This is a genomic window from Actinoplanes sp. M2I2, assembly GCF_023544445.1.
Lineage (GTDB): Bacteria > Actinomycetota > Actinomycetes > Mycobacteriales > Micromonosporaceae > Actinoplanes.
Genome location: NZ_JALPVJ010000037.1, coordinates 1 through 23,807 on the forward strand (window position 1 = coordinate 1; position 23,807 = coordinate 23,807).

Sequence of the window (23,807 nt, forward strand, 5' to 3'; positions counted from 1 at the left end):
AACTCGTCCTCGACCCCACCAAGCGCTACCAACCCACCGGCCGGCCACCCGGACCCACACCGAAAAAGAAAAACCCCTGAACCCACAACCGCGGGTTCAGGGGTTTCCGATGTCTTGAGACATCACACTGCGCGCCCGGCAGGATTCGAACCTGCGACCGACGGATTAGAAGTCCGTTGCTCTATCCGCTGAGCTACGAGCGCGAGGGCCACAGCTTATCTTGCCGACGGCAACGCGGGGGTAACCAGCCGTCGGTCGCCGGGGGACCGAACGGCTATGTTGGCGGTTCGTCAACAGGGTCGGCGCCCAGGGCGGCCAGGCCGCTCCGAGCCCGCGCCTGCTCGGCCGGGTCGTCGATCAGGCGGGCCATTCCCAGGGCCAGGCGATGGGTGGTGATGGCCTCCTCGGCGCGGCCCATGGCCGCCAGGGCCTCGCCGCGGCCGTTCATGGCGCACGTCTGGCCGTAGCGTTCGCCCAGTTCGCCGAAGATGGCTATCGCCTTGTCGTGGGAGTCCAGGGCCTCGGCGAGTTCGCCCAGTTGGGTGGCGGCGTCGCCCAGGTTGGTCAGGGCCGTCGCCTCGCCGCCGCGGTGGTTCAGGGCGCGGAACAGGGCCAGGGCGCGGCGCTGGTGGGCGGCCGACTCGGACGGGCGGCCCATCAGCGCGTACCCGTCGCCCAGGTTGGTCAGGGTGTTGGCCTCGCCGACCTGGTCGCCGATCTCAATGAACTTCGCCAGGGCCTGCGTGTGGTGGGCCGCGGAGGACACATAGTCGCCCAGAGCCGTGTGGACCACGCCGAGGTTGCCCAGGGAGCGCGCCTCGCCGCGGACGTCGCCGACTCCGCGGAACAGCTTCAGCGCCTCGGTGAGCTGGTCGATCGCTTCGGGGTAGCGGCCCAGCTGCCAGTTGACGACGCCGAGGTTGCCCAGCGCGCCGGCCTCGCCGGCGGCGTCGCCCGCGGCCATCGCGGCTTGCCGGGCGGCGCTGTGCACGGTGATCGCCTCGGCGGGGTAGCCGCCGTTGTCCAGATAGGTGTAGAGCGTCGCGGCCAGCGGCACGGCGTGTGCGGGCGATGCCAGGCAGATGGCGACCAGCGTGGATCGTTCCGTGTCGAGCCAATGCAGCGCGGCCTTCGGGTCGTCCAGATCCGGCAGCCGTACGTCGTGAGCGGGCAGCGTCGGCCGGCGGTGCCGCTCGGCCGGGTGCAGGGCGTGCATCGCGGCCGCCGCGGCGTACAGGTAAAGGTCGTAGAGGCGGGTCTGCGCGGCCCGTCGGTCGGTGGGGCGCTCCTCGTCGGCGGCGCGCTCGGCGGCGTACGCCCGGACCAGATCGTGCAGCACGAAGCGTCCGGGAACCGGTTCCTGCACCAGGTGCTCCGCCGTCAGGCGGCGCAGATGGTCCTCGGTCGCGCCCAGGTCGGCGTCCAGCAGCGCGGCGGCCGCGTAGGTGTCGAAATCCTGGCCGGGATGGCCGGCCAGACGGCGCAGCAGGGTGCGTCGAGCGGGTGGTAGACGCTGGTCGGAGAGGTGCAGCGCCAGTTGCACGCCGTCGTCGAGGTGGTAGTTGCGGTGGCGTTCGTCGAGCCGGTCGGCGTGGTCGGCCGCCGTCCAGTCCGGTGTCGCGGCCATCTGACCGGCCACGATGGTCAGCGCGAGCGGCAGGTATCCGCAGCGGTGGGCGACCCGTTCGAGCGCGTCGGAGGGGTCGTCGCCGAGCAGCCGGGCGGCCTCGTCCGAGGTGAAGACGTCCAGGGTGATGCGGGTGGCCGGGGCCAGCTCGGCCAGGTCGCGGCGGGAGGTCACCAGGGTCAGCGCGTCCGGGGTCAGCAGGGGGCGTACCTGGTCCTCGTCGACCGCGTTGTCGAGGATCACCAGGGCCTGCCGGCCGGCCAGTTGCTCGCGGAACAGCGCGGAACGGGCGGCCGGGTCGTGCGGGATCTGCCGGGCCGGGACGCCGAGCGCGCGCAGGAATCCGTCGAGGACGGCGGCGGGGTCGGCCGGCGGCTGGGCCTCGTCGGGGTGGAAGCCGCGCAGGTCGACGAAGAGCGTGGTCTCCGACGTACGGCGGTGGCCCGCGTGCACCGCGAGCCGGGTCTTGCCGACGCCGGCCATACCGGTGATCACGCAGACGCCGGTGGCCCGGTCGAGCGCGGCCAGGTGCGGCTCCCGGCCGACGAAGGCGTCGGCGTCCTCGGGCAGGCGGGCGAGCACCCGTACGTGGGCCGCGGCCTGCCTCTCGGCCAGGGTGACCCGGATCGCCCGCCGCCAGCGCGTCAGATAGTCGGCGTCGTCGTGCAGCGCGGCGACCACCGTGAGCAGGAGATCGGCGTTGACCCGGCGGCGGCCGTCGCGGAAACAGTCGGCGATCGTGCCCCGGCCGGTCGACGGCAATCGCGCATTGACGCGGGTCGTGATCGTGTCGAAGGACGGGTCGCCGGCCCAGACTTTCAGGGCGCGAAGTGTCGCGGCCAGAGCGTCCAGGGAACGGCAGTCGTCGGGGGCGGGGGGCGGTGACGCGGGTTCCTCAGCCATTGATATCGAACCCTAGCAATAGGTATCGGAAGCGCCTCAGTCGTCCTCGGGGGCCGGCGGCACCGAGACCTCGGGAGTTCCCACGGGCGGCAGGAAAGCGTCGCTCCAGCGGGCCAGCTCGCGGAAGACCTCGATGCGGACCTCCTTGCCGGAAAGCGTGAGATCGTGCATGCCGCCGTCGAACCGGGCGATGGTGACCCGTGGCCCGAGACGCGGCGCCCAGCGGACGATGTGCTCGACGTCCAGCACGGAATCGGAGACGCGCAGATCCTCGGACCAGGCCCGGCCCCGGAACGTGCGGGTGGAACAGGCGACCAGGACGGGAGCGTCGATGCCGAGCCCGGCCCGCAACCGCCGCTGACCTCGGCGGATGGCCTCCAGCCAGCCGGACGTCACCGGGAAACCCAGCACCGGTTTCCACGTGAGGTCGTAGTTCCATTCGCCATTGTGGTCACTGTGCAGGCTCTGCCCGTAAAGGCCCAGCGACGCCGTCGGGATCCTTCGGTACGGCGTACGCCGGGTGGCCGCGATCGTCGCCGCCATGAGCGGCTTCTTCACCAGCCAGGGCACGTTGAAATCGAAGAACGGGCTGTTCAGGAAAAGTCCGTCGACGACGCCCCTCTTCTGCCGGGTGTGCGCCCACAGCGACGTGATCAGGCCGCCCGTCGAATGGCCGGCCACCAGCATCTGATCGTGGCCGTCCTGCTCGCGGATGATGCGGGCCGACTCGTCGAGCTCGGGGAAATAGTCGGTGAGGCTGCGCGCGAAGTTCGGCGTCTGGTGCGGGAGCAGGCTGCGGCCGTACTTCCGCAGATCGAGCGCGTAGAAATCCCAGCCGCGCTCGACGAAGAAATCGGCCATATGGGTCTGGAAGAAATAGTCCACGAAACCGTGCACGTAGAGCACGGCGCGGCGACTGGGCCGGTCGGCGCGCCGCCGCACCAGCGTGGCCACCACCGCCCCCTCGTCGTCGCTGCCCAGGTCGATCGTGTGCCGCTCGTAGGGCGGTCCGAGAACGTCGATCTCCACGCGCCCAGGCTACCCAGGCGTACCGGCTGACGCGCGATATCAGACGGCCCGGCCCGGCGGTCGATTTCCACAGGCGGCCGACTTGTCCACAGCCCTCGGTCCAAGATCCCCCCGCGGTACGCCCGGACCGTGAAGCTGCCCACCTCACCGCAACACAACAGGAGGTCACAAGTGTTCGACACCAACCTCGTCGTCGTGGGCAACGTGCTCGTCGCCCCGGAATGGCGCCGCCTCGAGGAGTCCGGCTCGATGGTCGCCAACTTCCGGGTCGCCTCGAACGCGCGCCGCTTCGACCGCGAGAGCAACACCTGGGTCGACGGCAAGAGCCTGCGGGTGCGGGTGACCGCGTGGCGCCGGCTCGCCGAGGGCGTGACCGCGTCCATCGCCGTCGGCGACCCCGTCATCGTCTACGGGCGGCTGTTCACCCGCGACTGGAAGGACAGCGAGGGCAACGACCGCATCTCGTACGAGATGGAGGCCTACTCGATCGGCCATGACCTGGCCCGCGGGCGGTCCCGGTTCGTGCGCAACCCGCGCGGGTCGGCCCTGGGCGTGAGCACGATCGAGGACACCGACGACCAGCTCTTCGTCGGCGGCGAGCAGTCGGAGCCCGTCTCCGTCGAGGAGGCCCCGGTCACGCGGGGCGACGGCGTCCCGGACGTTCCGACCTTCCTCGATGTGGCGGGCGCCACTGACCCGGCCGGTGACACGCCCTCGGACGAGTCGCCGTCCGACGACGAGATCGCCCGCGAGGTCGAGAAGATCGCCGCCGAGCCCACCCCGGCCCGGCGGTCCCGCCGGGCCACCCGGAAGGAGCCCGTCGCCGCCTGATCCACCGGTACGAGCCGCAGGTCAGCCGCTGTCGGCCCGCGGATCAAGCCGTCCTTGATCCGCGGTGCCGGCGCTGGCCCGGGACACCGGACGGCTGACCTGACCCCCGAACGGGGTGGTCCGATCGGGCCGGGCGATCGGGCCGCCCGGCCGACCTGCCCGGTTGGTCCCGGGTGGGGCCGGACCGGCAGACTGGGGCCCGTGCTGTTGAAGGAGATCCGCGCGATCGCGGGCGAGACCCTTGTGCTCGCCCCGCACGACCAGGACACCGAGACCGCCAACACCAACTGGTTCGGCGCTCCGCCGCACGAGCGCATGGGCCTGACGGCCGACGAGGTGGTCACCGCCTTCGAGGAGACGATCGACCTGCTGCGGGGGCAGGTCGCGGTGCTGTCCCACGCGGGGCCGGCGACGTTCTATGTGTGGCACGACCTGCAGGCGGGGCAGCTGCGCTGTTCGGCCCGGTCCTGCGGGCGCGACGAGTTGCCGTTCACGGAGAAGTACCGGACGACCGACGACCTGCGGGAGATCGTCGTCGAGTTCCTGGAGGACCGCGCCCCGGGCGCGATCGTCTGGGGCGAGTTCGACCCGGTGCCGATCCCCGACGGGCCGGAGCCCGAGGTACCGGAAATCTCGGTCTGGGTGTGCGATCTGCGCCCATGATCATCAGGTTGACTCTGCATCACTGATCGGAAGGACCCAGCGTGGCGGGAACGGCTGACGCGGTCGGGCTGGCCGCGGGCTACCTGCTCGACGTGATTCTCGGAGACCCGCGGCGGTGGCATCCGGTGGCGGGCTTCGGGACAGCGGCGGCGGCGCTCGAGCGGCGGGTCTACGCACCCGATCGACGGTCCGGGGTGGCTTTCACGGCCGTCGCCGTGGGAGTGCCCGCGCTGGCCGGGGCCGCGGCCGCGGCGGCCACGCGAAGACTGCCGGTGGCCCGGGCGGTCCTGGTGGCCGGGGCCACCTGGACGGTGCTCGGCGGGCGCACCCTGCGGCGGGAGTCGCGGATCATGGCCAGGCACCTGGACGGCGGTGATCTGGAAGCGGCGCGGGAGCGGCTCAACCACCTCTGCGGACGCGATCCGTCCGGGTTGGACGAGACCGAGCTGGCCCGGGCCACGGTCGAGTCGGTGGCCGAGAACACGTCGGACGCGGTCGTCGCGCCGCTCGTGTGGGGCGGGCTGCTGGGATTGCCGGGGCTGCTGGCCTATCGGGCGGCCAACACCCTCGACGCGATGGTGGGGCACCGGTCGTCGCGGTACGCGCGGTTCGGGACGGCGTCGGCCCGGCTCGACGACGGACTCAACCTGGTGCCGGCCCGGCTGACCGGGCTGCTCACGATCGCGGTCGCCCCCATCGCCGGTGGCAGCCCGCGGGAGACGCTGCGGGTCTGGCGCCGGGACCGCAACGATCACCCGTCGCCCAACGCCGGTCAGTGCGAGTCGGCCATGGCCGGGGCTCTGGGCGTCCGCCTCGGGGGTCGCAACGTCTATTTCGGACGCACCGAGACCAGGCCGTTCCTCGGGGACGGCCCGCGTCCGTCGGCCGTGCACCTGCGCCGGGCGGCGCGGGTGTCGGGCGCCGTCGGCCTGACCGCCGCCGGCCTGGCCGTCGGAACAGCCCTGCTGCGCGGCGCTCTGGCCAGGAAGAACAGTGCCGCTGTCAGGATGGTCGAGCCGTGAGCGGCGGGCTTCTCGTCGCCGGCACCACCTCGGACGCCGGCAAGAGCATCCTCACGGCCGGAATCTGCCGCTGGCTGCACCGTCGCGGCGTCAAGGTCGCCCCGTTCAAGGCGCAGAACATGTCCAACAACTCCGTGGTCGTCGTCGGGGCGGACGGTCGCGGCGGGGAGATCGGCCGGGCCCAGGCGATGCAGGCGGCCGCCTGCGGCGTCGCCCCCGACCTGCGCTTCAACCCGGTGCTGCTCAAGCCGGGCAGCGACTTCTCCAGCCAGGTGGTCCTGCTCGGTGAGGCCGTCGACACGGTCACGGCCGGCAACTACCGGTCGTTGCGGCCCCGGCTGGCCGAAACCGCGCACGCCGCCCTGGCCGAGCTGCGCGCGGAGTACGACGCCGTCATCTGTGAGGGCGCCGGCAGCCCGGCCGAGATCAACCTGCGGGACGGCGACTTCGTCAACATGGGCCTCGCCCGGCAGGCCGGCCTCCCGGCGATCGTGGTCGGCGACATCGACCGCGGTGGCGTGTTCGCGGCCCTCTTCGGCACCGTCGCGCTGCTCGACCCCGAGGACCAGGCGCTGATCGCCGGCTTTGTGATCAACAAGTTCCGGGGCGACCTCGGGCTCCTGCGACCCGGCCTCGACATGATCACGTCGGTGTCGCACCGGCCGGTGTACGGCGTCCTGCCGTTCCACCGTGAGGTCTGGCTCGACGGCGAGGACTCCCTGGCGTACGGCAGCGTCCTGGGGCGGCCGCGGGGGCCGCACGGCACCCAGTGGCTGCGCGTGGCCGTCGTCCGCCTGCCGCGCCTGTCCAACGCCACCGACGCCGAGGCGCTCGCGGCCGAGCCGGGGGTCCAGGTGCGTCTCACGGTCGAGCCGGCCGAGATCGCGGACGCCGACCTGGTCGTCCTGCCCGGCTCGAAGGCCACCGTCAGCGACCTCGCCTGGCTGCGCGAGACCGGGCTGGCCGACGCGGTCCTCGCGCACGCCGCGGCCGGCCGGCCGGTGCTGGGCATCTGCGGCGGCTTCCAGATGCTCGCCCGGTCGATTGACGACGAGGTGGAGAGCCGCCGGGGCACCGTACCGGGCCTGGGTCTGCTGCCCGTCGAGATCACCTTCCAGCCCCGCAAGACGCTGGCCCAGCCGACCGGCGAGGGGCTGGGCGCGCCGGTGGCCGGCTACGAAATCCACCACGGCGTCGTCACCACCGGATCGGAGAACCCCTTCCTCCGGTACGCCGACGGCCGGCCCGAGGGCGCGGTCGGCGGCAACGTCTACGGGACGCACTGGCACGGCGCGTTCGAGTCCGACGAGTTCCGCCGCCGGTTCCTCACCGAGGTCGCCCGCCAGGCCGGTCGCCCGGGCTTCACCGTGGCGCCCGGCACGCACTTCGCCGGGGTGCGCGATCGTGCGCTCGATGTGCTCGGCGACCTGGTCGAGGAGCATCTCGACACCGACGCGCTGTGGCGGCTGATCGAGAACGGGCCACCGGCCGCGGCGCCGTTCATCCCGCCCGGGGCGCCGCCGCGTGCCTGAGCCGAGTTTCGACGACCTGGCCGCGTATGTCCGGAGCCGGCCGGCGCGGCTGGGGGACGTACGCCTGGTCGCCGTCGACGGTCCCAGCGGAGCCGGCAAGACCCGCTTCGCCGATCGTCTGGCCGGCGTCCTCGGCGCGAGCGTCGTGCACACCGACGATCTGCTCGACGGCTGGGACGACCAGTTCACCTTCTGGTCGCGCCTGGAGGAGCACGTGCTCGCCCCGCTGCGCGAGGGCCGGCCGGCCACCTACCAGCGCTACGACTGGGAGCGGGGCGGGTTCTCCGGCCCACCGCTCACGGTGGCCGCGCGGGATGTCGTACTCCTGGAAGGGATGAGTGCCGCCCGGCGTGAGATTCGTCCCGAGTTGACCCTCGCTGTCTTCGTCGACGCGCCGGCCGACCTCCGATGGGACCGTGCCGTCAGCCGGGACGGGGACGACAGCCTTGCGTATCGGAAGTACCTTGAGCGCTGGCGGGCCGCCGAGGACCGGCACTTCGCCGTGGATGAGACGGCCGCGCACGCGGACCTGATCGTCGACGGCGCAGCACCGTCCGCCCTATCTGTAAAAGGGTGGCGTTCATGACGACCGACGACGAGAACCGCCCGGTACGCCGGCGGATCACCCTCACCGGCATCAGCTCCCGGGCCTGGGAGCATCCGGCCGACCGCGGCGCGCTGACCGCCCTGCGCGAGCTGCGCGGCTTCGACGACGTGGTGAAGGCGTTCTTCGGCATGTGGAACGAGCGCGGTTTCCGCCTGCAGTTCCTGGCCGGCGCCATCCGGGTCGACCACCGGCAGTACCCGCGCGTCTATCAGCGCTTCACCGAGGCCGCCGCCACCCTCGACGTGGTCGAGCTGCCCGAGCTGTACGTGTCGCAGGACCCGATCATCAACGGCTCGGCGATCGGCCTCGACAAGCCGTTCATCGTGATCACGACCGGCGCCGTGGAACGGCTGGACGACGACGAGCTGCGCGCGATGCTCGGCCACGAGATCGGCCACGTCCGCAGCGGGCACGCCGTCTACAAGACCATCCTGATGATCCTCACCCGCTGGGCGGCCAGCCTGAGCTGGTTGCCGGTCGGCGCGATCGCGCTGCGGGCGATCATCACGGCGATGCTCGAGTGGTGGCGCAAGGCCGAGCTGTCGGCCGACCGGGCCGGGCTGCTCGCCGGGCAGGACCCGGCCGCGTCGCTGCGGCTGCTGATGAAGCTGGCCGGCGGCGGCGACCTGTCGCAGATCGACACGGCCGCCTTCCTCGAGCAGGCCGCCGAGTACGAGAGCGGCGGCGACCTGCGCGACAGCATCCACAAGATCGGCATGACGCTGGGCAGCACCCACCCGGTCCCGGTGGCCCGGGCGTCCGAGCTGCGCAAGTGGGTCGACTCGGGGGCGTACGCCGAGATCCTCGGCGGCGACTACCCGCGCCGTGACTCGGACGGCGACGCCTCGGTCGCCGACGACGTGAAGGCGGCCGCGCAGTCGTACCGGGAGACGTTCAGCAACTCGCAGGATCCGCTCGTGGGTCTGCTCCGCAAGCTCGGCGACGGGGCCGGTGACCTGGCCGGATCGGCTGTGCGGGGCGCCCGGGGATGGATGGGTGACGCGTCCCGCCGCGGCCGGCAAGACGGCGGGGAAGGCTGAACGAGCCTTAGGATCACACCCATGAGCTTGAGTGAGACCGATCTGCGCGCGGCCGTCGCGCGGGAGATGCCCGGAGTCCGCGCCGACCTGGAACGGCTCGTCCGCATTCCGGGCATCGCCTTCGAGGGCTTCGACCACTCGCACGTCGAGCGGTCGGCCGAGGCCGTGGCCGAGCTGCTGCGCGGCTGCGGCCTCGACACGCAGGTCGTGCGGCGCGGCGGCCAGCCCGCGGTGATCGGTCGCCGGGCGGCTCCCGCGGGGGCGCCGACCGTGCTGCTCTACGCCCACCACGACGTCCAGCCCGCCGGGGACCCGTCGCTCTGGACCAGCGACCCGTTCGAGCCGGTCGAGCGGGACGGCCGCCTCTACGGCCGGGGCGCCGCCGACGACAAGGCCGGCGTGATGGCCCATGTCGCCGCGCTCCGCGCGTTCGGCGACCAGCTGCCCGTCGGCGTGGTCGTCTTCGTCGAGGGCGAGGAGGAGTTCGGCTCCGACTCGCTCGACGCGATCATCGAGGAGTTCCTCGAGGATCTGCGGTCCGACGTCATCGTGATCGCCGACTCGGGCAACTGGGACATCGGCCAGCCGGCCCTGACCACCTCGCTGCGCGGCCTGGTCAACCTGTTCGCCGAGGTCAGGGTGCTCAAGAGCGCGGTGCACAGCGGCATGTTCGGCGGTCCGGTGCCCGACGCGCTGACCACCCTGGCCCACCTGCTGGCGTCCCTGCACGACGAGAGGGGCGAGGTCGCGGTCGACGGGCTGGTCGGTCGCGAGGGCGCCAGCGTCGACTACCCGGCCGACCGTTTCCGGCACGAGGCGGGCATGCTCGACGGCGTCGAACTGATCGGCAAGGGCTCGATCACCGACCGCATCTGGACCAAGCCCTCGATCTCGGTCCTCGGCATCGACGCGCCCCGCACCTTCGAGGCGGCCAACGCTCTGCAGCCCGCGGCCAAGGCCAAGATCTCGGTACGCCTGGCGCCCGGCGACGACCCCAAGTCGGCGTACGCGGCGATCCGCGCCCACCTCGAGAAGCACGTGCCGTGGGGTGCGCAGGTCGAGGTGACCCTGGAGGCCGACGGCGAGCCCTGCGTGATCGACGCGACCGGTCCGGCGTACGACGCCGCTCGGGCCGCCTTCCAGTCGGCGTGGGACGGCACCGCCCCGGTCGACATGGGCGTGGGCGGCTCGATCCCGTTCATCGCGACCTTCCAGAAGCTGTTCCCGCAGGCCGCGATCCTGGTCACCGGCGTCGAAGACCCGCACTCAGCCGCTCACGGCCCCGACGAGAGCCTGCACCTCGGCGAGTTCGAGCGCGTCTGCGTCGCCGAGGCCCTGCTCCTCAAGAACGTGGCGGAGAACTTGTCGACGAAGTAGGGGGCGGTCGATGGCCGAGCTGTCGTGTGACGTGCTGGTGGTGGGAGCCGGTCCGACCGGGTTGATGCTGGCCAACTGGCTGGTCCGGCTCGGGGTCGACGTGATCGTCACCGACGGCAAGGAGGGGCCGACCCGCGAGTCGCGGGCGCTGGTCGTCCAGGCCCGCAGCCTCGAGATCTACGACCAGCTGGGCCTGGCCGACCAGGTGCTCGAGGCGGCCGGGCGGGCCGATGCGCTCGCTCCCGGCTACCTTGGCCGGGCGTTCGGCCGCATCCGGCTCGGCCCGCTCGGCGGCGACCTCACCCCGTACCCGCACATCGAGGTTTTGGAGCAGAGCCGCAACGAGGAGATCCTTTACGAGAACCTGCGCAAGCTGGGTGCCGACGTCCGCTGGGAGACGCCGGTGACGGCGGTCAAGCAGGTCGAGGACGGCGTCGAGGCCAAGGTCGGCAACGACACCGTGCGGGCCCGGTTCTGCGTCGGCTGCGACGGGTCGGGCTCGGCCGTCCGCAAGGCGCGGCGCATCGCGTACGAGGGGGTCACCAACCCGCACCGGTTCTACGTGATCGACGCCGTTGGCGTGGCCGGCCTGCTCGAGAACGCCATCAACGTGCGCCCCGGCGGATCGGACTTCCTGCTCGCCTTCCCGATGCGCGGCCGGCACGCGTGGCGCCTGCTCGGCCTGGTGCGCGACGACGACGGCGACGGCCGCCTGACCGAGGAGGACGTGCGCCCGCGGCTCAAGGAGTTCGCGGTCACCTACAGCGAGTCCCGCTGGTTCGCGACCTACAAGGTGCATCACCGGGTCGCCGCGACGTTCCGCGACGGGCCGTTCTTCCTGGCCGGGGACGCCGCCCACGTGCACTCGCCGGTCGGCGGCCAAGGCATGAACACCGGCATGCAGGACGCTCACAACCTGGCCTTCAAGCTGGCCGACGTGCTGCGGGGCCGCCGCAAGGACGCGTGGCTCGACCGCTACGAGGCCGAACGCCGGCCGGTGGCCCGCACCCTGGTGGCCACGACCGACCGGATCTTCGGCGCGATCACCTCGCAGCGGCCGGTCGCGCGCCTGCTGCGGCGTTTCGTCGTGCCGGTGGTGGCTCCGCTGGGCGTGCGTTTCGCGCCGCGCGTGTCCGTCGGCTCGCGGGCGTTCCAGTATGTGTCGCAGATCCGTGTCCACTACTGGATGACGCCCAACGCCAAGGACGTAGCCGGCGGGCGGCGTGATCCGGTGGTCGGCCGGCGCCTGCCCTGGGCGGGCGGCAATTTCGAGGTGCTGCGTGAGTTGCAATGGCAGATCCATGCGTACGGCGGGGTGGCCGAGACCGACGTGCCGGACCTCGGCCTGGCGGTGCACGTCTTCCCGCCCGCGCCCGGCACCGGCCTGCGGCCCGGGCAGCTCTATCTGGTGCGCCCCGACGGCTTCGTCGCCGCCCAGGCGACGGTGGCCGAGGCGCCGAGCGTCTTTCCGGCCCTCCTACGCGGCTGACGAGCCGTCTCACCGGCCGTTTGCTCGCACCCGTCACAGAGAGCAAACCGGTGCGGGCGGCGATCTCGTCCTGTTAGGATATCGAACATGCGTTCGAACGAAGTGCCTGCCTCGGTGTCCCTGGTGGTGCGGCCGATGCCCGTCGGGCCGCGCGACGCGATCGACCGTCTTCGCTCCCGCGAGCGTCTCGAGTCCATCGCCCGCCTGCGTTCCGCGGTCCTGGCGATGGATCAGGTCGACGTCTCCCATTGGGACGACGGCGCCCTGACCGATCATCTGGACGAGCTCTCCGCCACCCTCTGCGCCATCGACGCCCAGGTGACCCGGATGGCCGAGGCCGTCCGCGCCCGGGGCTTCCGCATAGCCGAGCCCCGGGCCGCCTGACCGCCCCAGCGCCTTATCGACGCGAAAGCCCAGCCGAGATATGGCGCCGCCGGCGGGAGGCGTTGGTCCGTCGGCCCCGAAATTGTCGGAGGGTCCTGCCAGGATGAGGGTGTGCTATTCCTGGATCTGGCCGCGACCTCCACGGCCGTCGCCGCTACCTCGGGGCGTAAGGCGAAGGTGGAGCTGCTGGCCGGCGCCCTGCGCAGGCTCGACGTCGATGAGATCGCGGCCGGCTCGGCCTATCTGGCCGGTGAGCTGCGGCAACGGCAGACCGGGGTCGGCTATGCGAGCCTGCGCGACCGGCCGCCGCCCGCCGAGCAGCCCACCCTCACCGTCGCCGCGGTCGACGCGCTGATCGCGGAGATCTCCGTGGTCGCCGGGGCGGGCTCCCAGGCCCGGCGGCGCGATCTGCTGGCGGCCCTGTTCGGCGCGGCCACGGCCGAGGAGCAACGACTGCTCATCGGGCTGTTCGGTGGCGAGCTGCGCCAGGGCGCCCAGGCCGGGTTGCTCGCCGACGCGATCGCCAAGGCGGCCGAGGTGCCGCTGACCGCCGTCCGCCGGGCGCTGCTGCTCTCGGGCGACCTCAAGCAGGTGGCAGTCGCGGCGCTCACCGGTGGGGCGGCCGCCCTCGCCGAGATGCGTCTGCGGGTCGGCACGCCGCTCACGCCGATGCTGGCCCAGAGCGCCCCCGACGTGGCGGCCGCGCTGCTGGCGACCGGCGCCCCCGCGACCGTCGACGTGAAACTCGACGGCATCCGCATCCAGGTGCACCGCTCCGGTGACGACGTGGCCGTCTTCACCCGCAGCCTCGACGACATCACCGCCCGCATGCCCGAGGTGGTCGAGGCGGTGCGCAAGCTTCCGCTGCGCGAGGTCGTGCTCGACGGCGAGGCCATGACGCTCGACGCCTCGGGCCGCCCCCGCCCATTTCAGGAGACCTCGAGCCGGGCCGCCACCCGCGGGGCAGCCGCCTCCCGCGGGGCAGCCGCCACACGGAGCGCCGCCGCTTCCGGGGATGCGGCCGGGTCGCCGGGTGCGGCCGGGTCCCCGGGCGCGGCCACACGCGGGGCCGGACCGCTCGCTCTCGTGCCGTTCTTCTTCGACATCCTCCACCTCGACGGGGTCGACCTGCTCGACGAGCCGGGCCGGGTGCGGTGGGCCGCACTGGCCGACGCGCTGCCCGCCGAGCTGCTGGTCGGCCGCACGTCGGTGAGCAGCGAGGAGGAAGCTGCTGCCGCTTTCGCCGCCGCGCTCGCCGCCGGGCAGGAGGGGGTGGTCGTCAAGGCGGCCGAGGCCCCGTACGACGTGGGCCGGCGCGGGTCGGCCTGGGTCAAGGTCAAACCGAGGCACACGCTCGACCTCGTGGTCCTGGCCGTCGAGTGGGGGCACGGCCGCCGCAAGGGCTGGCTGTCCAACCTGCACCTGGGCGCCCGCGATCCGGCCACGGGCGGGTTCGTGATGCTCGGCAAGACGTTCAAGGGCCTGACCGACGAGCTCCTGCGCTGGCAGACCGAGCGCTTCCAGCAGCTGGCGACCGGCGACGACGGTTGGGTGGTGCGGGTGCGGCCCGAGCAGGTCGTCGAGATCGCTTTCGACGGGGTGCAGACGTCGCCGCGCTATCCGGGCGGGGTCGCGCTGCGCTTCGCCCGGGTGCTCCGCTACCGCGACGACAAGCCCGCCGCCGAGGCCGACACCATCGACATGGTCCGGATGATCGGAGGCCACCCCACCTCGGAATAGCGAGGGCGGATCGAGCGGTCAGTCCTGGGTCGCGCCGCCCTGGGCGGCGGCCTCGCGGGCACGGTCGGCATCCGAGACGCGGTCACCCTGCGTGGCAGCTGCGGCCGCCCGCTTGCGGTCGGCTTCCTCGACCCGATCGCCCGCGGCTTTCCGCGGACCTGCGGCCGCCCGGCGGTCGGCCTCGTCGACGCGGTCGCCGGTGGAGGCTCGGCGGCGGTCGGCTTCCTCGACCCGATCGCCCGCGGCCTTTCGCGGACCCGCGGCGGTCCGGCGGTCGGCCTCGTCGACGCGGTCGCCGGTGGAGGCTCGGCGGCGGTCGGCTTCCTCGACGCGGTCGCCGCCGCGGGGGCGGTCGGTAGTGGGGGCGCGCTCGCCGGCCGGCTCGGGGCCGCGGGCCTCCTTGCGGGCGTAGTACACGTAGGCGGCCAGCGCCATGCCGGCGAACAGCCACCACTGCACGGCGTACCCGCCGTTCTGCCAGGCGTCCTCGTGGTCGATCGGGATGCGCGTGAAGGCCGCGTCGTTGGCCGGGGTCTGCTCGGTCAGCAGCACGTAGGCCCCGTACATGGGATAGGGCATCTCGGGCGCGAGGCGGGACAGGGAGATCCGGCGGGTGTCCAGCCGGCCGTCCCGGCGCTCGACGGCGACCGGTCGGCTTTCCGACAGGTGCACCTGGCCGACCACCGTCACCTCGCCGGTGGGGGCGGGCGGCACCACGGGCGCCGTGAGGGCCCCGCCGGGCGCGGGCACCCAGCCGCGGTCGACCAGCACCGCGGTGCCGTCGGTGAGGACGAGCGGGGTGACGATCTCGAAGCCGACCTCGCCGTCGACCGTGCGGCCCCGGGCCTGAATCTCGTGCGACGGGTCGTATCGACCGGAAACCGTCACTTTTGTCCATGCCAGGTCCTTGCCGGGAGCTGTCCCGGCCGTGCTCGCCGTGACCGGCCTGGTCAGCACCGAGGTCAGCGGGACGGCCGCCACCGAATCAGCCGCGTCGATCCGATCGTTGATGGCGCTGCGTTCCTCGTAGCGCCTCAACTGCCAGTTGCCGAGCATCACCATGACCACCGCGGCGGCCACCGCCAGCGCGGCCGCGGCCAGCCAGCGCGGGCTCAGCAGGAAGCGGTACACGCAACGAGGCTACCCGTCGCCCGGCCGGCTGCTGCCGGAGCCGGGTACTGTCCCTGTCCGGCACGAGAAACACCAGGCCGGCGATGAAAGACGGCCTGATGTCACGACACCGCCGGAAAGCAAGCCCGGGCCGGCGTCAGCTCCACCTGGCGGGGAACATCACGCCGCGTCAGCTCCACCTGGCGGGGGACACCACGCCGCGTCAGCTCCACCTGGCGGGGGACACCACGCCGCGTCAGCTTTACCTGGCGGGAACACCACGCCGTGACACACCACCAGCCGGCCGGGGCCACACCGGGCGGCGCCGAACGCGAGGCCGGCGCGGGGGAGACACCCGAGCCGGCAGAGGAAAGGCCCGGGAGAAACACGATGAGCGCCCAGCCCCGCCTGGTCGTCAGCGCCCCCGCCTCGGGGCACGGCAAAACCGCGATCGCGGTCGGCCTGCTGGCGGCGTGCGCGGCTCGAGGGCTTCCGGTGGCCGGGTTCAAGGTCGGCCCGGATCACACCGATGCCGCCTACCTCGGTCTCGCCGCCGGCCGCCCGGGCCGCAATCTCGACCCCCGGCTGGTCGGCGCTCAGCGGATCGCCCCGCTCTTTCAGCACGGCGCCGCCGGCACCCAGCTGTCGGTCATCGAGGGCGCGATGGGCTTGTTCGACTCGCTCACCGGTCAGCCCGAGATCGACGGGACGGCCGCTGTCGCCGCCGTGCTGCGCGCTCCGGTCGTTCTCGTGGTCGACGTCGCGTCGATGGGGCACTCGCTGGCCGCCCTGGTGCACGGCTTCCGGGTGTTCGACGAGATGGTGCATCTCGGCGGGGTCGTCCTCAACCGGATCGCTTCGCCGCGTCACGAGCAGATGCTGCGCACCGCCCTCGACGACATCGGCATGCCGGTGCTGGGCGCGTTGCGCCGCGGTGACCTGCCCAATGTGCTGCCGGCGCGGGCCAACGGACCGGTGCCGGTCGCCCACCGGACGGTGGAGGCCAGCCGCGCGGTGCGCCGGCTCGGCGAGGCGGTCGCCGGGTGTCTCGACCTCGACCGGATCATGGCGCTGGCCGCTTCCGCGCCCTCGCTGCCCGGCCCGGTCTGGACCCCGGCCGAGGCGTCCGGCGGCGAGGTGTTCGAGCAGCGCCCGGTGGTCGCGCTGGCCGGTGGGCCGGGCGCCCCTTACACGTACGTCGAGACGGCCGAACTGCTGACCGCGGCCGGCGCCGACGTGGCCGTGGTCGATCCCCTGCGCGACGAGAGCCTGCCGGCCGGCACCCGGGCGCTGATCGTCGGGGCCGGGCTGCCCGAGGGGTACGCCGAGGAGCTGTCGGCCAACCGCCGGCTGTGCACGCAGGTCGCCCAGTTCGCCGCCGACGGCTGGCCGGTGATCGCCGAGGGGGTGGCGCTGCCGTGGCTGGGGCACGACCTCGACGGCCGGCCGATGTGCGGGGTGCTCGACGCCACCGCGGTGACCGGCGAGCAGACCGTGGCCGGCTACCGCGAGGCCACCGCCCCGGCCACCTCGCCGCTGGCCCCGGCCGGCGCCCGGATCACCGGCTACAAGCAGCACCGGGCGATCGTCACGCCACGCGCCGGCGCCGTACCGGCCTGGACCTGGTCCGGAGGCAACCCGGAGGGCTTCGTCTGGCGGCAGGTGCACGCCTCGCAGCTGGGTCTGCACTGGGCCGCCGCGCCGGAGATCGCCAAGCGGGTCGTCTCGGCCGCGATCGCCGGGCCGGCGCCGTTGCTGCCGCCGATCCCGTTGCGGCCGATGCCGCCGATGTCGCCGCCCCCGATGGCCCCACCGATGTCGGCATCGATGGCCCCGCAGAAGTCGCAAGCGCCGTCGCAACCGCGGCCGCACAACCCGGCTCAGCCGGTGCTCAACCTGAGCGACACCGTGGACATCACCACGTCCTGACGCGGATCGTCAATCCGGAAAGCGCTGCCAAGCAAGATCAAAATGTCGGAATTCCTGCCTCCGGGAAGCATCCGTGAAAACGCCCTTCGGCGAGCGGGAAACTGTCGCACCCCACCCGTAACGTGGTGTTAACAGGCACTGCGCAAAGGAGGATGGCCGTGGCCGATCGTGTTCCTCTGGATTTCGACCCACCGGTGCGGGTGCTGCGGGCTTTGTTGCTCGGCGTCGACGACGGCGAGCTGGCCAACCCCACGCCCTGTCCCGGGTGGAGCGTCGCCACCATTCTCGATCATCTGATGGGTCTGTCCGTGGCCTTCACCCAGGCTGCTCACAAGCGGGCCGACGACCCGGTCACCGCCTCCGCCCCCGAGCCCTCCGCCCTGCATCTGACCCGCCACTGGCGCAGCCGCCTGCCCGTCCTGCTCGAAGATCTCGCCAACTCGTGGAAAGACCCGGCCGCCTGGACGGGCACGTCACAGGCCGGCGGGGTGACGATGCCGGCCGCCGCGCTGGGTCACGTCGCGATGAACGAGCTGATCATGCACAGCTGGGATCTGGCCCGGGGCACCGGTCAGGAATACTTCGTCGATCCCCGCATGCTCGAGCCGCTCATCGAGTTCCTGGCCCAGGGCCCGGCCGAGGGCACCCCGGGCCTGTTCGGCCCGGTCCTGCCGATCGACGACGAGGCCACGCCGCTCGATCAGGCGCTCGCCCTGACCGGCCGCGACGCGAAGTGGCGTCCTCCGCGCCGCAGGCCGGCCGCGGCTTAGTCGCCCTCGTCGGTCCGGTCCCGGTCCCGGTCCCGGTCCTGGCTCTCATCGCCGTCGCGGTCCCGGTCCTCGCCGCGGTCCCGGTCCTCGCCGCGGTCCCGGTCCTCGCCGCGGTCGCGGTCCCGGTCCTCGCTACGGTCGCGGTCGCGGTCCCGGTCCTCGCTGCGGTCGCGGTCGCGGTCCCGGTCCTCGCCGCGGTCGCGGTCGCGGTCGCGGTCCCCGCCGCGGTCGCGGTCGCGGTCGCGGTCGTTCCAGCGTGAGACCACGTCGTCCGACGGCGGGGTGAACTTCGCCTTGGGCTGTCCCTTCAGCGCGTCCTTGAGCGTCTCGGCGACGGTGAACTTCGAGGTCGTCGCCCGGTTCGAGCCGACGTTCATCTCCGGGTTGTCCGGGTCGGCCACGAAGGCCGCCGCGGCCAGCTGCGGAGTGAAGCCGCAGAACCACGCCGTCTTGTTGCTGTCGGTCGTGCCGCTCTTGCCGGCGATCGGCCGCCGCAGCGTCGCGTAGACCATCTCGGAGGTGCCCCAGCCGCCGCACCCGCCGCGCGCGGCGCCGTACCCGGTGACGCACCGGGCCGCGTCGGTCGCCGCCCGGGCCACCTCCGCGCTGACCGCCCGGTGGCACCGCGGCGTCGCCACCGGCTTGCCCTTGTACGTGACCTCCGTACCGTCGCGGGTGATCGTCTCGACCGGCAACGGCTGGCAGTAGGTGCCCTCGGCGGCCAGCGTGGCGAAGACGTTGGCCATCTCGACCGGGGTCGCGTCGCTGACGCCGAGCGTGAAGGCGCCCCAGCCGCTCGCGTGCTCCGGGGAGGCCAACCGGCGGTCGACCTCGGTGCGCCACCGCAGTCCGAGCCGCTCGGCCATCCGTACCACCTTGTCCGCGCCCACCTTCTGCTCCAGCTGCACGAAGTAGGTGTTCACCGACTTGCCGAAGCCGCTCCACATGGTCTGCCGGCCGGTCATCGACGGCGTCGAGTTCTTCGGGCACCAGTGCACGCCGCAGGTCGCCGGCCCGGGCGCGGTGATGTATTTCGAGTAGAACCGCGGCGGGCTGTAATACGAGGTGCTCAGGGGCATGCCCTCGTCCAGCGCGGCCAGCATCGTGAAGATCTTGAAGGTCGACCCGGCCTGGTAGCCGGCCATCGTGCCCCCGCCCAGCAGCGGGTTCACCGTGTTCGGATAGTTGCCCTTGACGCCCTTGAAGCGGCTGTGTTTCGCGTTGCCCTTCTGGTCGAGGGAGTAACGCCGGTTCACCGCCAGGCTCAGCACCCGCCCGGTGCCGGGCTCGATGATCACCTGACCGTGCGCGATCCGGCTGCGCCGCTTCTCCTTGTCCAGGATGTGCTTCATCGCCGACGCCTGGATCTTCGGGTCGAGCGAGGTGACCACCCGGTAGCCGCCGCGCCGCAGGTTGGCCTCGCGCTCCTGCGGGGTCGGGCCGAAGGCCGGCTGCTCCTTCCACCACGACCGCAGGTAGTCGCAGAAGAAGCCCCAGTCGTTGTGCTTGGAGGTGACGCCGATGCAGTCGTTCGCCGGCGAGCTGAGCTTCAGCTTGATCGCCTGCCGCTTGGCCTCGGTCGCCTGCAGCGGGGTGATCGACTTCATCTTGAGCATCTGGTCGATCACGTAGTTGCGCCGGTCGGTCGCTGCCTTGCGGTCGTTGCTCGCGGGGTCGTAGGCCGAAGGAGCCTTGACCAGCCCGGCGAGCAGGGCGGCCTCGGTCAGGTTCAGATTCTTGGGCGTCTTGGAGAAGAAGACCTGAGAGGCGGCGAAGATCCCGTACGCCCGGTGGCCGTAGTACGCCGCGTTCAGATAGCGCTCGAGGATCTCCTGCTTGGTCAGGCGCTTCTCGAGCTCGATGGCGAGCCGCATCTCCCGCAGCTTGCGCTGGGTGGTCTGCTCGGTCGCCTCGAGCGCCTCCTTCGGCGTCTTCGCGCTGTCCCGCAGCGCCATCCGGACGTACTGCATGGTCAGCGTCGACGCGCCCTGAGACACGCCACCGGCCTGCTGGTTGGCCACGAACGCGCGGGCCACGCCCTTGGCGTCCACGCCGTTGTGCTCGTAGAAGCGGGTGTCCTCGGACGCCACGATCGCCTGGGTGACGAACGGCGACATGTCGTCGATGCGGATGGGCCGGCGATGCTCCTCGTAGAACATCGTCAGCAGGGTCTTGCCGTCGTTGGCGTAGACGTAGGTGGTCTGGGCGCTCGGCACCTCGATGAGCTCCTCAGGCATGGCCTGGAGAGCTTCGGTGCCGGCTTTGACGCCGAGACCGGCGACGGCGGCTAGGGGGTAGGCGAGACCAGCGATCACGAGACCCGCGATCAGACCGGCGCGGACGAGGGGTGCGACTTTTCCGGCTGCCACCATATGAAGGTATGACAAAAACGTTCATGTCAGCACGGATCGGCCGAAGTATGACGTCGAACGGAGTCCGGCATGCTGGCTGCATGACCATCGACCTGGGCCACCACGGCGACACGGAGGTGGCCGCCGGCCTGATCGATCTGGCGGTCAACGTCCGTCACGCACCCCGGCCGGCCTGGCTCGCCGAGCCCCTGCTGGCCTCTCTGAACGATCTGGCGGCGTACCCGGACGCCACCGCGGCCACCGCCGCCGTGGCCGGACGGCACGGCCGTGACCCGGCCGAGGTGCTGCTGACGGCCGGCGCGGCCCAGGCCTTCGTCCTGCTCGCCCAGGCGCTGCGCGGAGCCCGCCGCCCGGTCGTGGTGCACCCGCAGTTCACCGAGCCCGAGGCCGCCCTGCGCAACGCCGGCCACCACGTCGAGCGGGTGCTGCTCCGCGAGGAGGACGGCTTCCGGCTCGACGCCGCGCTCGTGCCGGCCGACGCCGACCTGGTCTTCGTCGGCAACCCCACCAACCCCACGTCCGTGCTGCACCCGGCAGCCGGGATCGCCGCGCTGGCCCGGCCGGGGCGGGTCCTGGTGGTCGACGAGGCGTTCTCGGACACGACGCATCGCGAGGGCGTGCCGGGGGAGCCCGAGTCGCTCGCCGGTCGCCGGGACCTGCCCGGCCTGGTCGTGCTGCGCAGCCTGACCAAGACCTGGGGCCTGGCCGGATTGCGCATCGGCTACCTGCTCGGTCCGGCTCAGTTGCTGCCCCGGCTCGCCGCCGCGCAGCCGCTGTGGGCGGTCTCGACGCCCGCGCTGGCCGCGGCCACCGCCTGCGCCTCGCCCGTCGCCGTCGCGGCCGAGCGTGAGATCGCCGCCCGCCTCGCCGCCGACCGGGTCCACCTGGTGGACCGGCTCCGGCACGTGCCGAAACTCACGGTCGCGGGCGATCCGGCGAGCGCTTTTGTGGCCGTACGGCTGCCCGGGGCCGACAAAATCCGCCTTGAGCTGCGCGAACGTGGCTATGCCGTGCGCCGGGGCGACACCTTTCCCGGGCTGGGCCCCGATTGGCTGCGCCTCGCGGTGCGCGACACTGCCACTACCGACGCATTCGTCGACGTCCTGACCGCCGTACTCAAGGAGCGCCCGTGACCGCCGACCTGGACGCGACGATCGCCGCCGTCCGGCCCGCCGACGAGGCCGCGATGGCCGCCGCCCGCGACCTGCAGGCCCGGCTGACCAAGCCGGCCGGTTCGCTGGGCACGCTCGAGGAGCTCTCGGTACGCCTGGCCGGCCTGGCCGGGGTCTGCCCACCACCGTTGCCCGCCCCGGCGACCGTGGCCGTCTTCGCCGGTGACCACGGCGTCCACGCCCAAGGGGTCAGCCCCTGGCCGCAGGAGGTCACCGCGCAGATGGTGGCCAACTTCGTGGCCGGCGGCGCGGTCGTCAACACCTTCGCGCGGCAGGCCGGGGCCGACGTGATGGTGATCGACGTCGGCGTGGCGATCCCGCTGCACGGCGAGGCCACCCTGCTCGACGCGAACGTGCGCCGCGGCACCCGCGACCTCTCCGTCGGCCCGGCGCTCACCCGCGACGAGGCGAGGGCCGCCGTCGAGGTCGGCATCGGGGTGGCCGAGGCGCTGGTCGCCTCCGGCGCCCGGTGCCTGCTCACCGGGGACATGGGCATCGCCAACACGACGCCGGCGGCCGCGCTGACCGCCGTCTTCACCGGCAGCGACCCGGTGCTGGCCACCGGGCGCGGCACCGGCATCGACGACGCGACGCTCGAGCACAAGGTCGAGGTCGTCCGCCGCGCGCTCGCGCTGCACCGGCCCGACCCGGCCGACCCGCTCGGCGTGCTGGCCGCCGTCGGCGGTCTCGAGCACGCGGCCCTGGCCGGTTTCGTCCTCGGCGCGGCAGCTCAGCGCGTGCCCGTGATCATCGACGGCGTGATCGCCGCGTCGGCCGCGCTGGCCGCCGCCGCGTTCGCCCCCGACGCGGTCGCCGCGATGGTCGCCGGGCACCGCTCGGCCGAGCCGGGAGCCACCGTCGCGCTCGCCCACCTCGGCCTCGAACCCCTGCTCGACCTGGGTATGCGCCTCGGCGAGGGCAGCGGCGCCGCGCTCGCGCTGCCGGTGGTGACGGCCGCCGTACGCGTGCTGCACGAGGTCGCCACGTTCGATTCCGCGGGAGTGTCGGAGAAGTGAGCGTCTATCCCCTCGGGCTCAAGCTGACCGGCCGGCGGGTGCTGGTGGTCGGTGGCGGCGCGGTCGCGACCCGCCGGGTGCCCGCGCTGCTCGCCGCCGGCGCCGTGGTCGACATCGTGTCGCCCGAACTGACCCCCGCCCTGCGCGGCCAGGTCGACGCCGGCCGGGCCACCTGGAGTGCCCGCCGGTTCACGCCGTCCGACGTCGACGGCGCCTGGCTGGTGCACGTCGCGGTCGACGACCCGGCCGCGGCCGAACAGGTCAGCGCGGCCGCGGAGGAGCGTCGCGTCTTCTGCGTACGGGCCGACGACCGCGAGGCGGCCACCGCGTGGACCCCGGCCGTCACCCGGCACGGCCAGGTCACCGTCGCGGTCACCGACGGCGGCGACCGGCGGCGGGCCATGGCCGTCCGCGATCTGGTCGCGCACGCGCTCGAGAGCAGCCCGCCCGTCGCGCCCGAGCACAAGGGCGTGGCCCTGGTCGGCGCCGGACCGGGCGACCCCGAGCTCATCACGGTCAAGGGCCGTCGCCTGCTCGCCGCGGCCGACGTGGTGGTGGCCGACCGGCTGGTGCCGGGCATGCTGCTGGGCGAGCTGCGGCCCGAGGTCGAGTTCGTCGACGCGGCCAAGATCCCGTACGGGCCGGCGGCGGCCCAGGAGGAGATCAACCGGATCCTGGTCGAGCGCGCGCTCGAGGGGAAGTTCGTGGTGCGGCTCAAGGGCGGCGACCCGTTCGTCTTCGGCCGCGGTGGCGAGGAGGCGATCGCCTGTGCCCAGGCCGGCGTCCCGGTGCTGGTCGTCCCCGGCGTGACCAGCTCGATTGCCGCTCCCGCGCTGGCCGGCATCCCGGTCACCCACCGCGGTGTCGCCCACGAGTTCACCGTGGTCAGCGGGCACATCCCGCCGGATCACCCGGACTCCCTGGTCGACTGGCCGGCGCTGGCCGGGCTGCGCGGCACCCTGGTCGTCCTCATGGGCCTCAAGAACCTGGGCAAGATCACCGCCCGGCTGATCGCCGAGGGCCGGCCCGCCGAGACGCCCGCCGCCGTCGTCCAGGAGGGCTCGACCAGTCACCAGCGGTCCCTGCGCAGCACGCTGGGCGAGGTGACCGCCGCGGTGGCCGAGGCCGGCATCCGCCCGCCGGCGGTGGTGGTCATCGGAGACGTGGTGCACGCTGCGGTATAGAAGCGTCACT

The 23,807-nt window shown here is 72.8% G+C and carries 17 protein-coding genes, 1 tRNA gene and 2 pseudogenes; 15 read left to right on the forward strand and 5 right to left on the reverse strand.

Annotation, left to right across the window (positions count from 1 at the left end; genetic code table 11):
* Positions 1-130: 130 nt before the first annotated feature.
* The 3 genes from HJC40_RS42460 to HJC40_RS42470 all read right to left on the reverse strand — a co-directional run bounded on the left by HJC40_RS42460 (position 131) and on the right by HJC40_RS42470 (position 3,559).
* Positions 131-203, reverse strand: a tRNA-Arg gene (locus tag HJC40_RS42460).
* A gap of 71 nt (positions 204-274) precedes the next feature.
* Positions 275-2,530 carry a tetratricopeptide repeat protein gene (locus HJC40_RS42465; protein ID WP_250009436.1) on the reverse strand — a complete coding sequence of 752 codons (2,256 nt, stop codon included), beginning with the start codon at positions 2,528-2,530 and terminating at the stop codon, positions 275-277.
* 36 nt (positions 2,531-2,566) lie between these two features.
* Complete coding sequence (locus HJC40_RS42470) at positions 2,567-3,559, reverse strand: alpha/beta hydrolase (protein WP_250009437.1); 993 nt, start codon at positions 3,557-3,559, stop codon at positions 2,567-2,569.
* A 171-nt stretch (positions 3,560-3,730) separates the two neighbouring features.
* Here HJC40_RS42470 and HJC40_RS42475 point away from each other — a divergent pair, with 171 nt between their 5' ends.
* From HJC40_RS42475 to HJC40_RS42520, 10 genes are all read left to right on the forward strand, one after another.
* Positions 3,731-4,390: a single-stranded DNA-binding protein gene (locus HJC40_RS42475; protein ID WP_250009440.1), complete on the forward strand. Its 660-nt coding sequence runs from the start codon at positions 3,731-3,733 to the stop codon at positions 4,388-4,390.
* A gap of 201 nt (positions 4,391-4,591) precedes the next feature.
* Positions 4,592-5,053 carry a hypothetical protein gene (locus HJC40_RS42480; RefSeq protein ID WP_250009441.1) on the forward strand — a complete coding sequence of 154 codons (462 nt, stop codon included), beginning with the start codon at positions 4,592-4,594 and terminating at the stop codon, positions 5,051-5,053.
* A 41-nt stretch (positions 5,054-5,094) separates the two neighbouring features.
* Positions 5,095-6,075 carry a cobalamin biosynthesis protein gene (locus tag HJC40_RS42485; protein ID WP_250009442.1) on the forward strand — a complete coding sequence of 327 codons (981 nt, stop codon included), beginning with the start codon at positions 5,095-5,097 and terminating at the stop codon, positions 6,073-6,075.
* On the forward strand, positions 6,072-7,607 hold the full coding sequence (locus HJC40_RS42490; protein WP_250009443.1) for a cobyric acid synthase: 1,536 nt from the start codon (positions 6,072-6,074) through the stop codon (positions 7,605-7,607). Before HJC40_RS42485 ends, HJC40_RS42490 begins: the two co-directional genes overlap by 4 nt.
* Complete coding sequence (locus HJC40_RS42495) at positions 7,600-8,193, forward strand: hypothetical protein (protein ID WP_250009444.1); 594 nt, start codon at positions 7,600-7,602, stop codon at positions 8,191-8,193. The genes HJC40_RS42490 and HJC40_RS42495 overlap by 8 nt, the downstream gene beginning before the upstream one ends.
* Entirely contained in the window at positions 8,190-9,254 is a 1,065-nt protein-coding gene (locus tag HJC40_RS42500) for a M48 family metallopeptidase (protein WP_250009445.1), read from the forward strand. Before HJC40_RS42495 ends, HJC40_RS42500 begins: the two co-directional genes overlap by 4 nt.
* A gap of 21 nt (positions 9,255-9,275) precedes the next feature.
* Positions 9,276-10,631 carry a dipeptidase gene (locus tag HJC40_RS42505; RefSeq protein ID WP_250009446.1) on the forward strand — a complete coding sequence of 452 codons (1,356 nt, stop codon included), beginning with the start codon at positions 9,276-9,278 and terminating at the stop codon, positions 10,629-10,631.
* Between the two features lie 10 nt (positions 10,632-10,641).
* The gene (locus tag HJC40_RS42510; protein ID WP_250009448.1) at positions 10,642-12,120 is read left to right on the forward strand and encodes an FAD-dependent monooxygenase; all 1,479 of its coding nucleotides are present in this window, start codon (positions 10,642-10,644) and stop codon (positions 12,118-12,120) included.
* An 87-nt stretch (positions 12,121-12,207) separates the two neighbouring features.
* A complete protein-coding gene (locus tag HJC40_RS42515; RefSeq protein ID WP_250009544.1) occupies positions 12,208-12,504 on the forward strand; it encodes a hypothetical protein in 297 nt (98 codons plus the stop codon).
* A 111-nt stretch (positions 12,505-12,615) separates the two neighbouring features.
* Positions 12,616-14,244 (forward strand): ATP-dependent DNA ligase, encoded by a 1,629-nt coding sequence (locus HJC40_RS42520; protein WP_250009450.1) that lies wholly within the window; start codon positions 12,616-12,618, stop codon positions 14,242-14,244.
* A gap of 318 nt (positions 14,245-14,562) precedes the next feature.
* On the opposite strand, the pseudogene HJC40_RS42525 reads toward HJC40_RS42520, so the two are convergent.
* Positions 14,563-15,375 (reverse strand): annotated as a pseudogene (locus HJC40_RS42525) (SURF1 family protein); the annotation flags it as partial.
* A 369-nt stretch (positions 15,376-15,744) separates the two neighbouring features.
* Between HJC40_RS42525 and HJC40_RS42530 the strand changes: the two are divergent.
* Both HJC40_RS42530 and HJC40_RS42535 read left to right on the forward strand, forming a co-directional pair.
* A complete protein-coding gene (locus tag HJC40_RS42530; protein WP_250009452.1) occupies positions 15,745-17,283 on the forward strand; it encodes a cobyrinate a,c-diamide synthase in 1,539 nt (512 codons plus the stop codon).
* Between the two features lie 158 nt (positions 17,284-17,441).
* Entirely contained in the window at positions 17,442-18,053 is a 612-nt protein-coding gene (locus HJC40_RS42535) for a TIGR03086 family metal-binding protein (protein ID WP_250009453.1), read from the forward strand.
* A gap of 257 nt (positions 18,054-18,310) precedes the next feature.
* Here HJC40_RS42535 and HJC40_RS42540 read toward each other — a convergent pair.
* A pseudogene (locus tag HJC40_RS42540) lies at positions 18,311-20,440 on the reverse strand (transglycosylase domain-containing protein); the annotation flags it as partial.
* A gap of 65 nt (positions 20,441-20,505) precedes the next feature.
* Here HJC40_RS42540 and cobC point away from each other — a divergent pair.
* Genes cobC through cobA form a run of 3 tightly spaced genes read left to right on the forward strand, consistent with a single transcriptional unit; the run spans position 20,506 to position 23,797 of the window.
* Positions 20,506-21,558: an Rv2231c family pyridoxal phosphate-dependent protein CobC gene (cobC, locus tag HJC40_RS42545; protein WP_250009458.1), complete on the forward strand. Its 1,053-nt coding sequence runs from the start codon at positions 20,506-20,508 to the stop codon at positions 21,556-21,558.
* On the forward strand, positions 21,555-22,613 hold the full coding sequence (cobT, locus tag HJC40_RS42550) for a nicotinate-nucleotide--dimethylbenzimidazole phosphoribosyltransferase (RefSeq protein ID WP_308201005.1): 1,059 nt from the start codon (positions 21,555-21,557) through the stop codon (positions 22,611-22,613). Before cobC ends, cobT begins: the two co-directional genes overlap by 4 nt.
* A complete protein-coding gene (gene cobA / locus HJC40_RS42555; RefSeq protein ID WP_250009459.1) occupies positions 22,610-23,797 on the forward strand; it encodes a uroporphyrinogen-III C-methyltransferase in 1,188 nt (395 codons plus the stop codon). The genes cobT and cobA overlap by 4 nt, the downstream gene beginning before the upstream one ends.
* Positions 23,798-23,807 lie beyond the last annotated feature (10 nt).

Coding starts and splice junctions, on each gene's coding strand:
- HJC40_RS42465 (WP_250009436.1), bottom strand. CDS start 2,530: ATGGCTGAGGAACCCGCGTCACCGCCCCCCGCCCCCGACGACTGCCGT.
- HJC40_RS42500 (WP_250009445.1), top strand. CDS start 8,190: ATGACGACCGACGACGAGAACCGCCCGGTACGCCGGCGGATCACCCTC.
- HJC40_RS42505 (WP_250009446.1), top strand. CDS start 9,276: ATGAGCTTGAGTGAGACCGATCTGCGCGCGGCCGTCGCGCGGGAGATG.
- HJC40_RS42510 (WP_250009448.1), top strand. CDS start 10,642: ATGGCCGAGCTGTCGTGTGACGTGCTGGTGGTGGGAGCCGGTCCGACC.
- HJC40_RS42515 (WP_250009544.1), top strand. CDS start 12,208: ATGCGTTCGAACGAAGTGCCTGCCTCGGTGTCCCTGGTGGTGCGGCCG.
- HJC40_RS42530 (WP_250009452.1), top strand. CDS start 15,745: ATGAGCGCCCAGCCCCGCCTGGTCGTCAGCGCCCCCGCCTCGGGGCAC.
- cobC (WP_250009458.1), top strand. CDS start 20,506: ATGACCATCGACCTGGGCCACCACGGCGACACGGAGGTGGCCGCCGGC.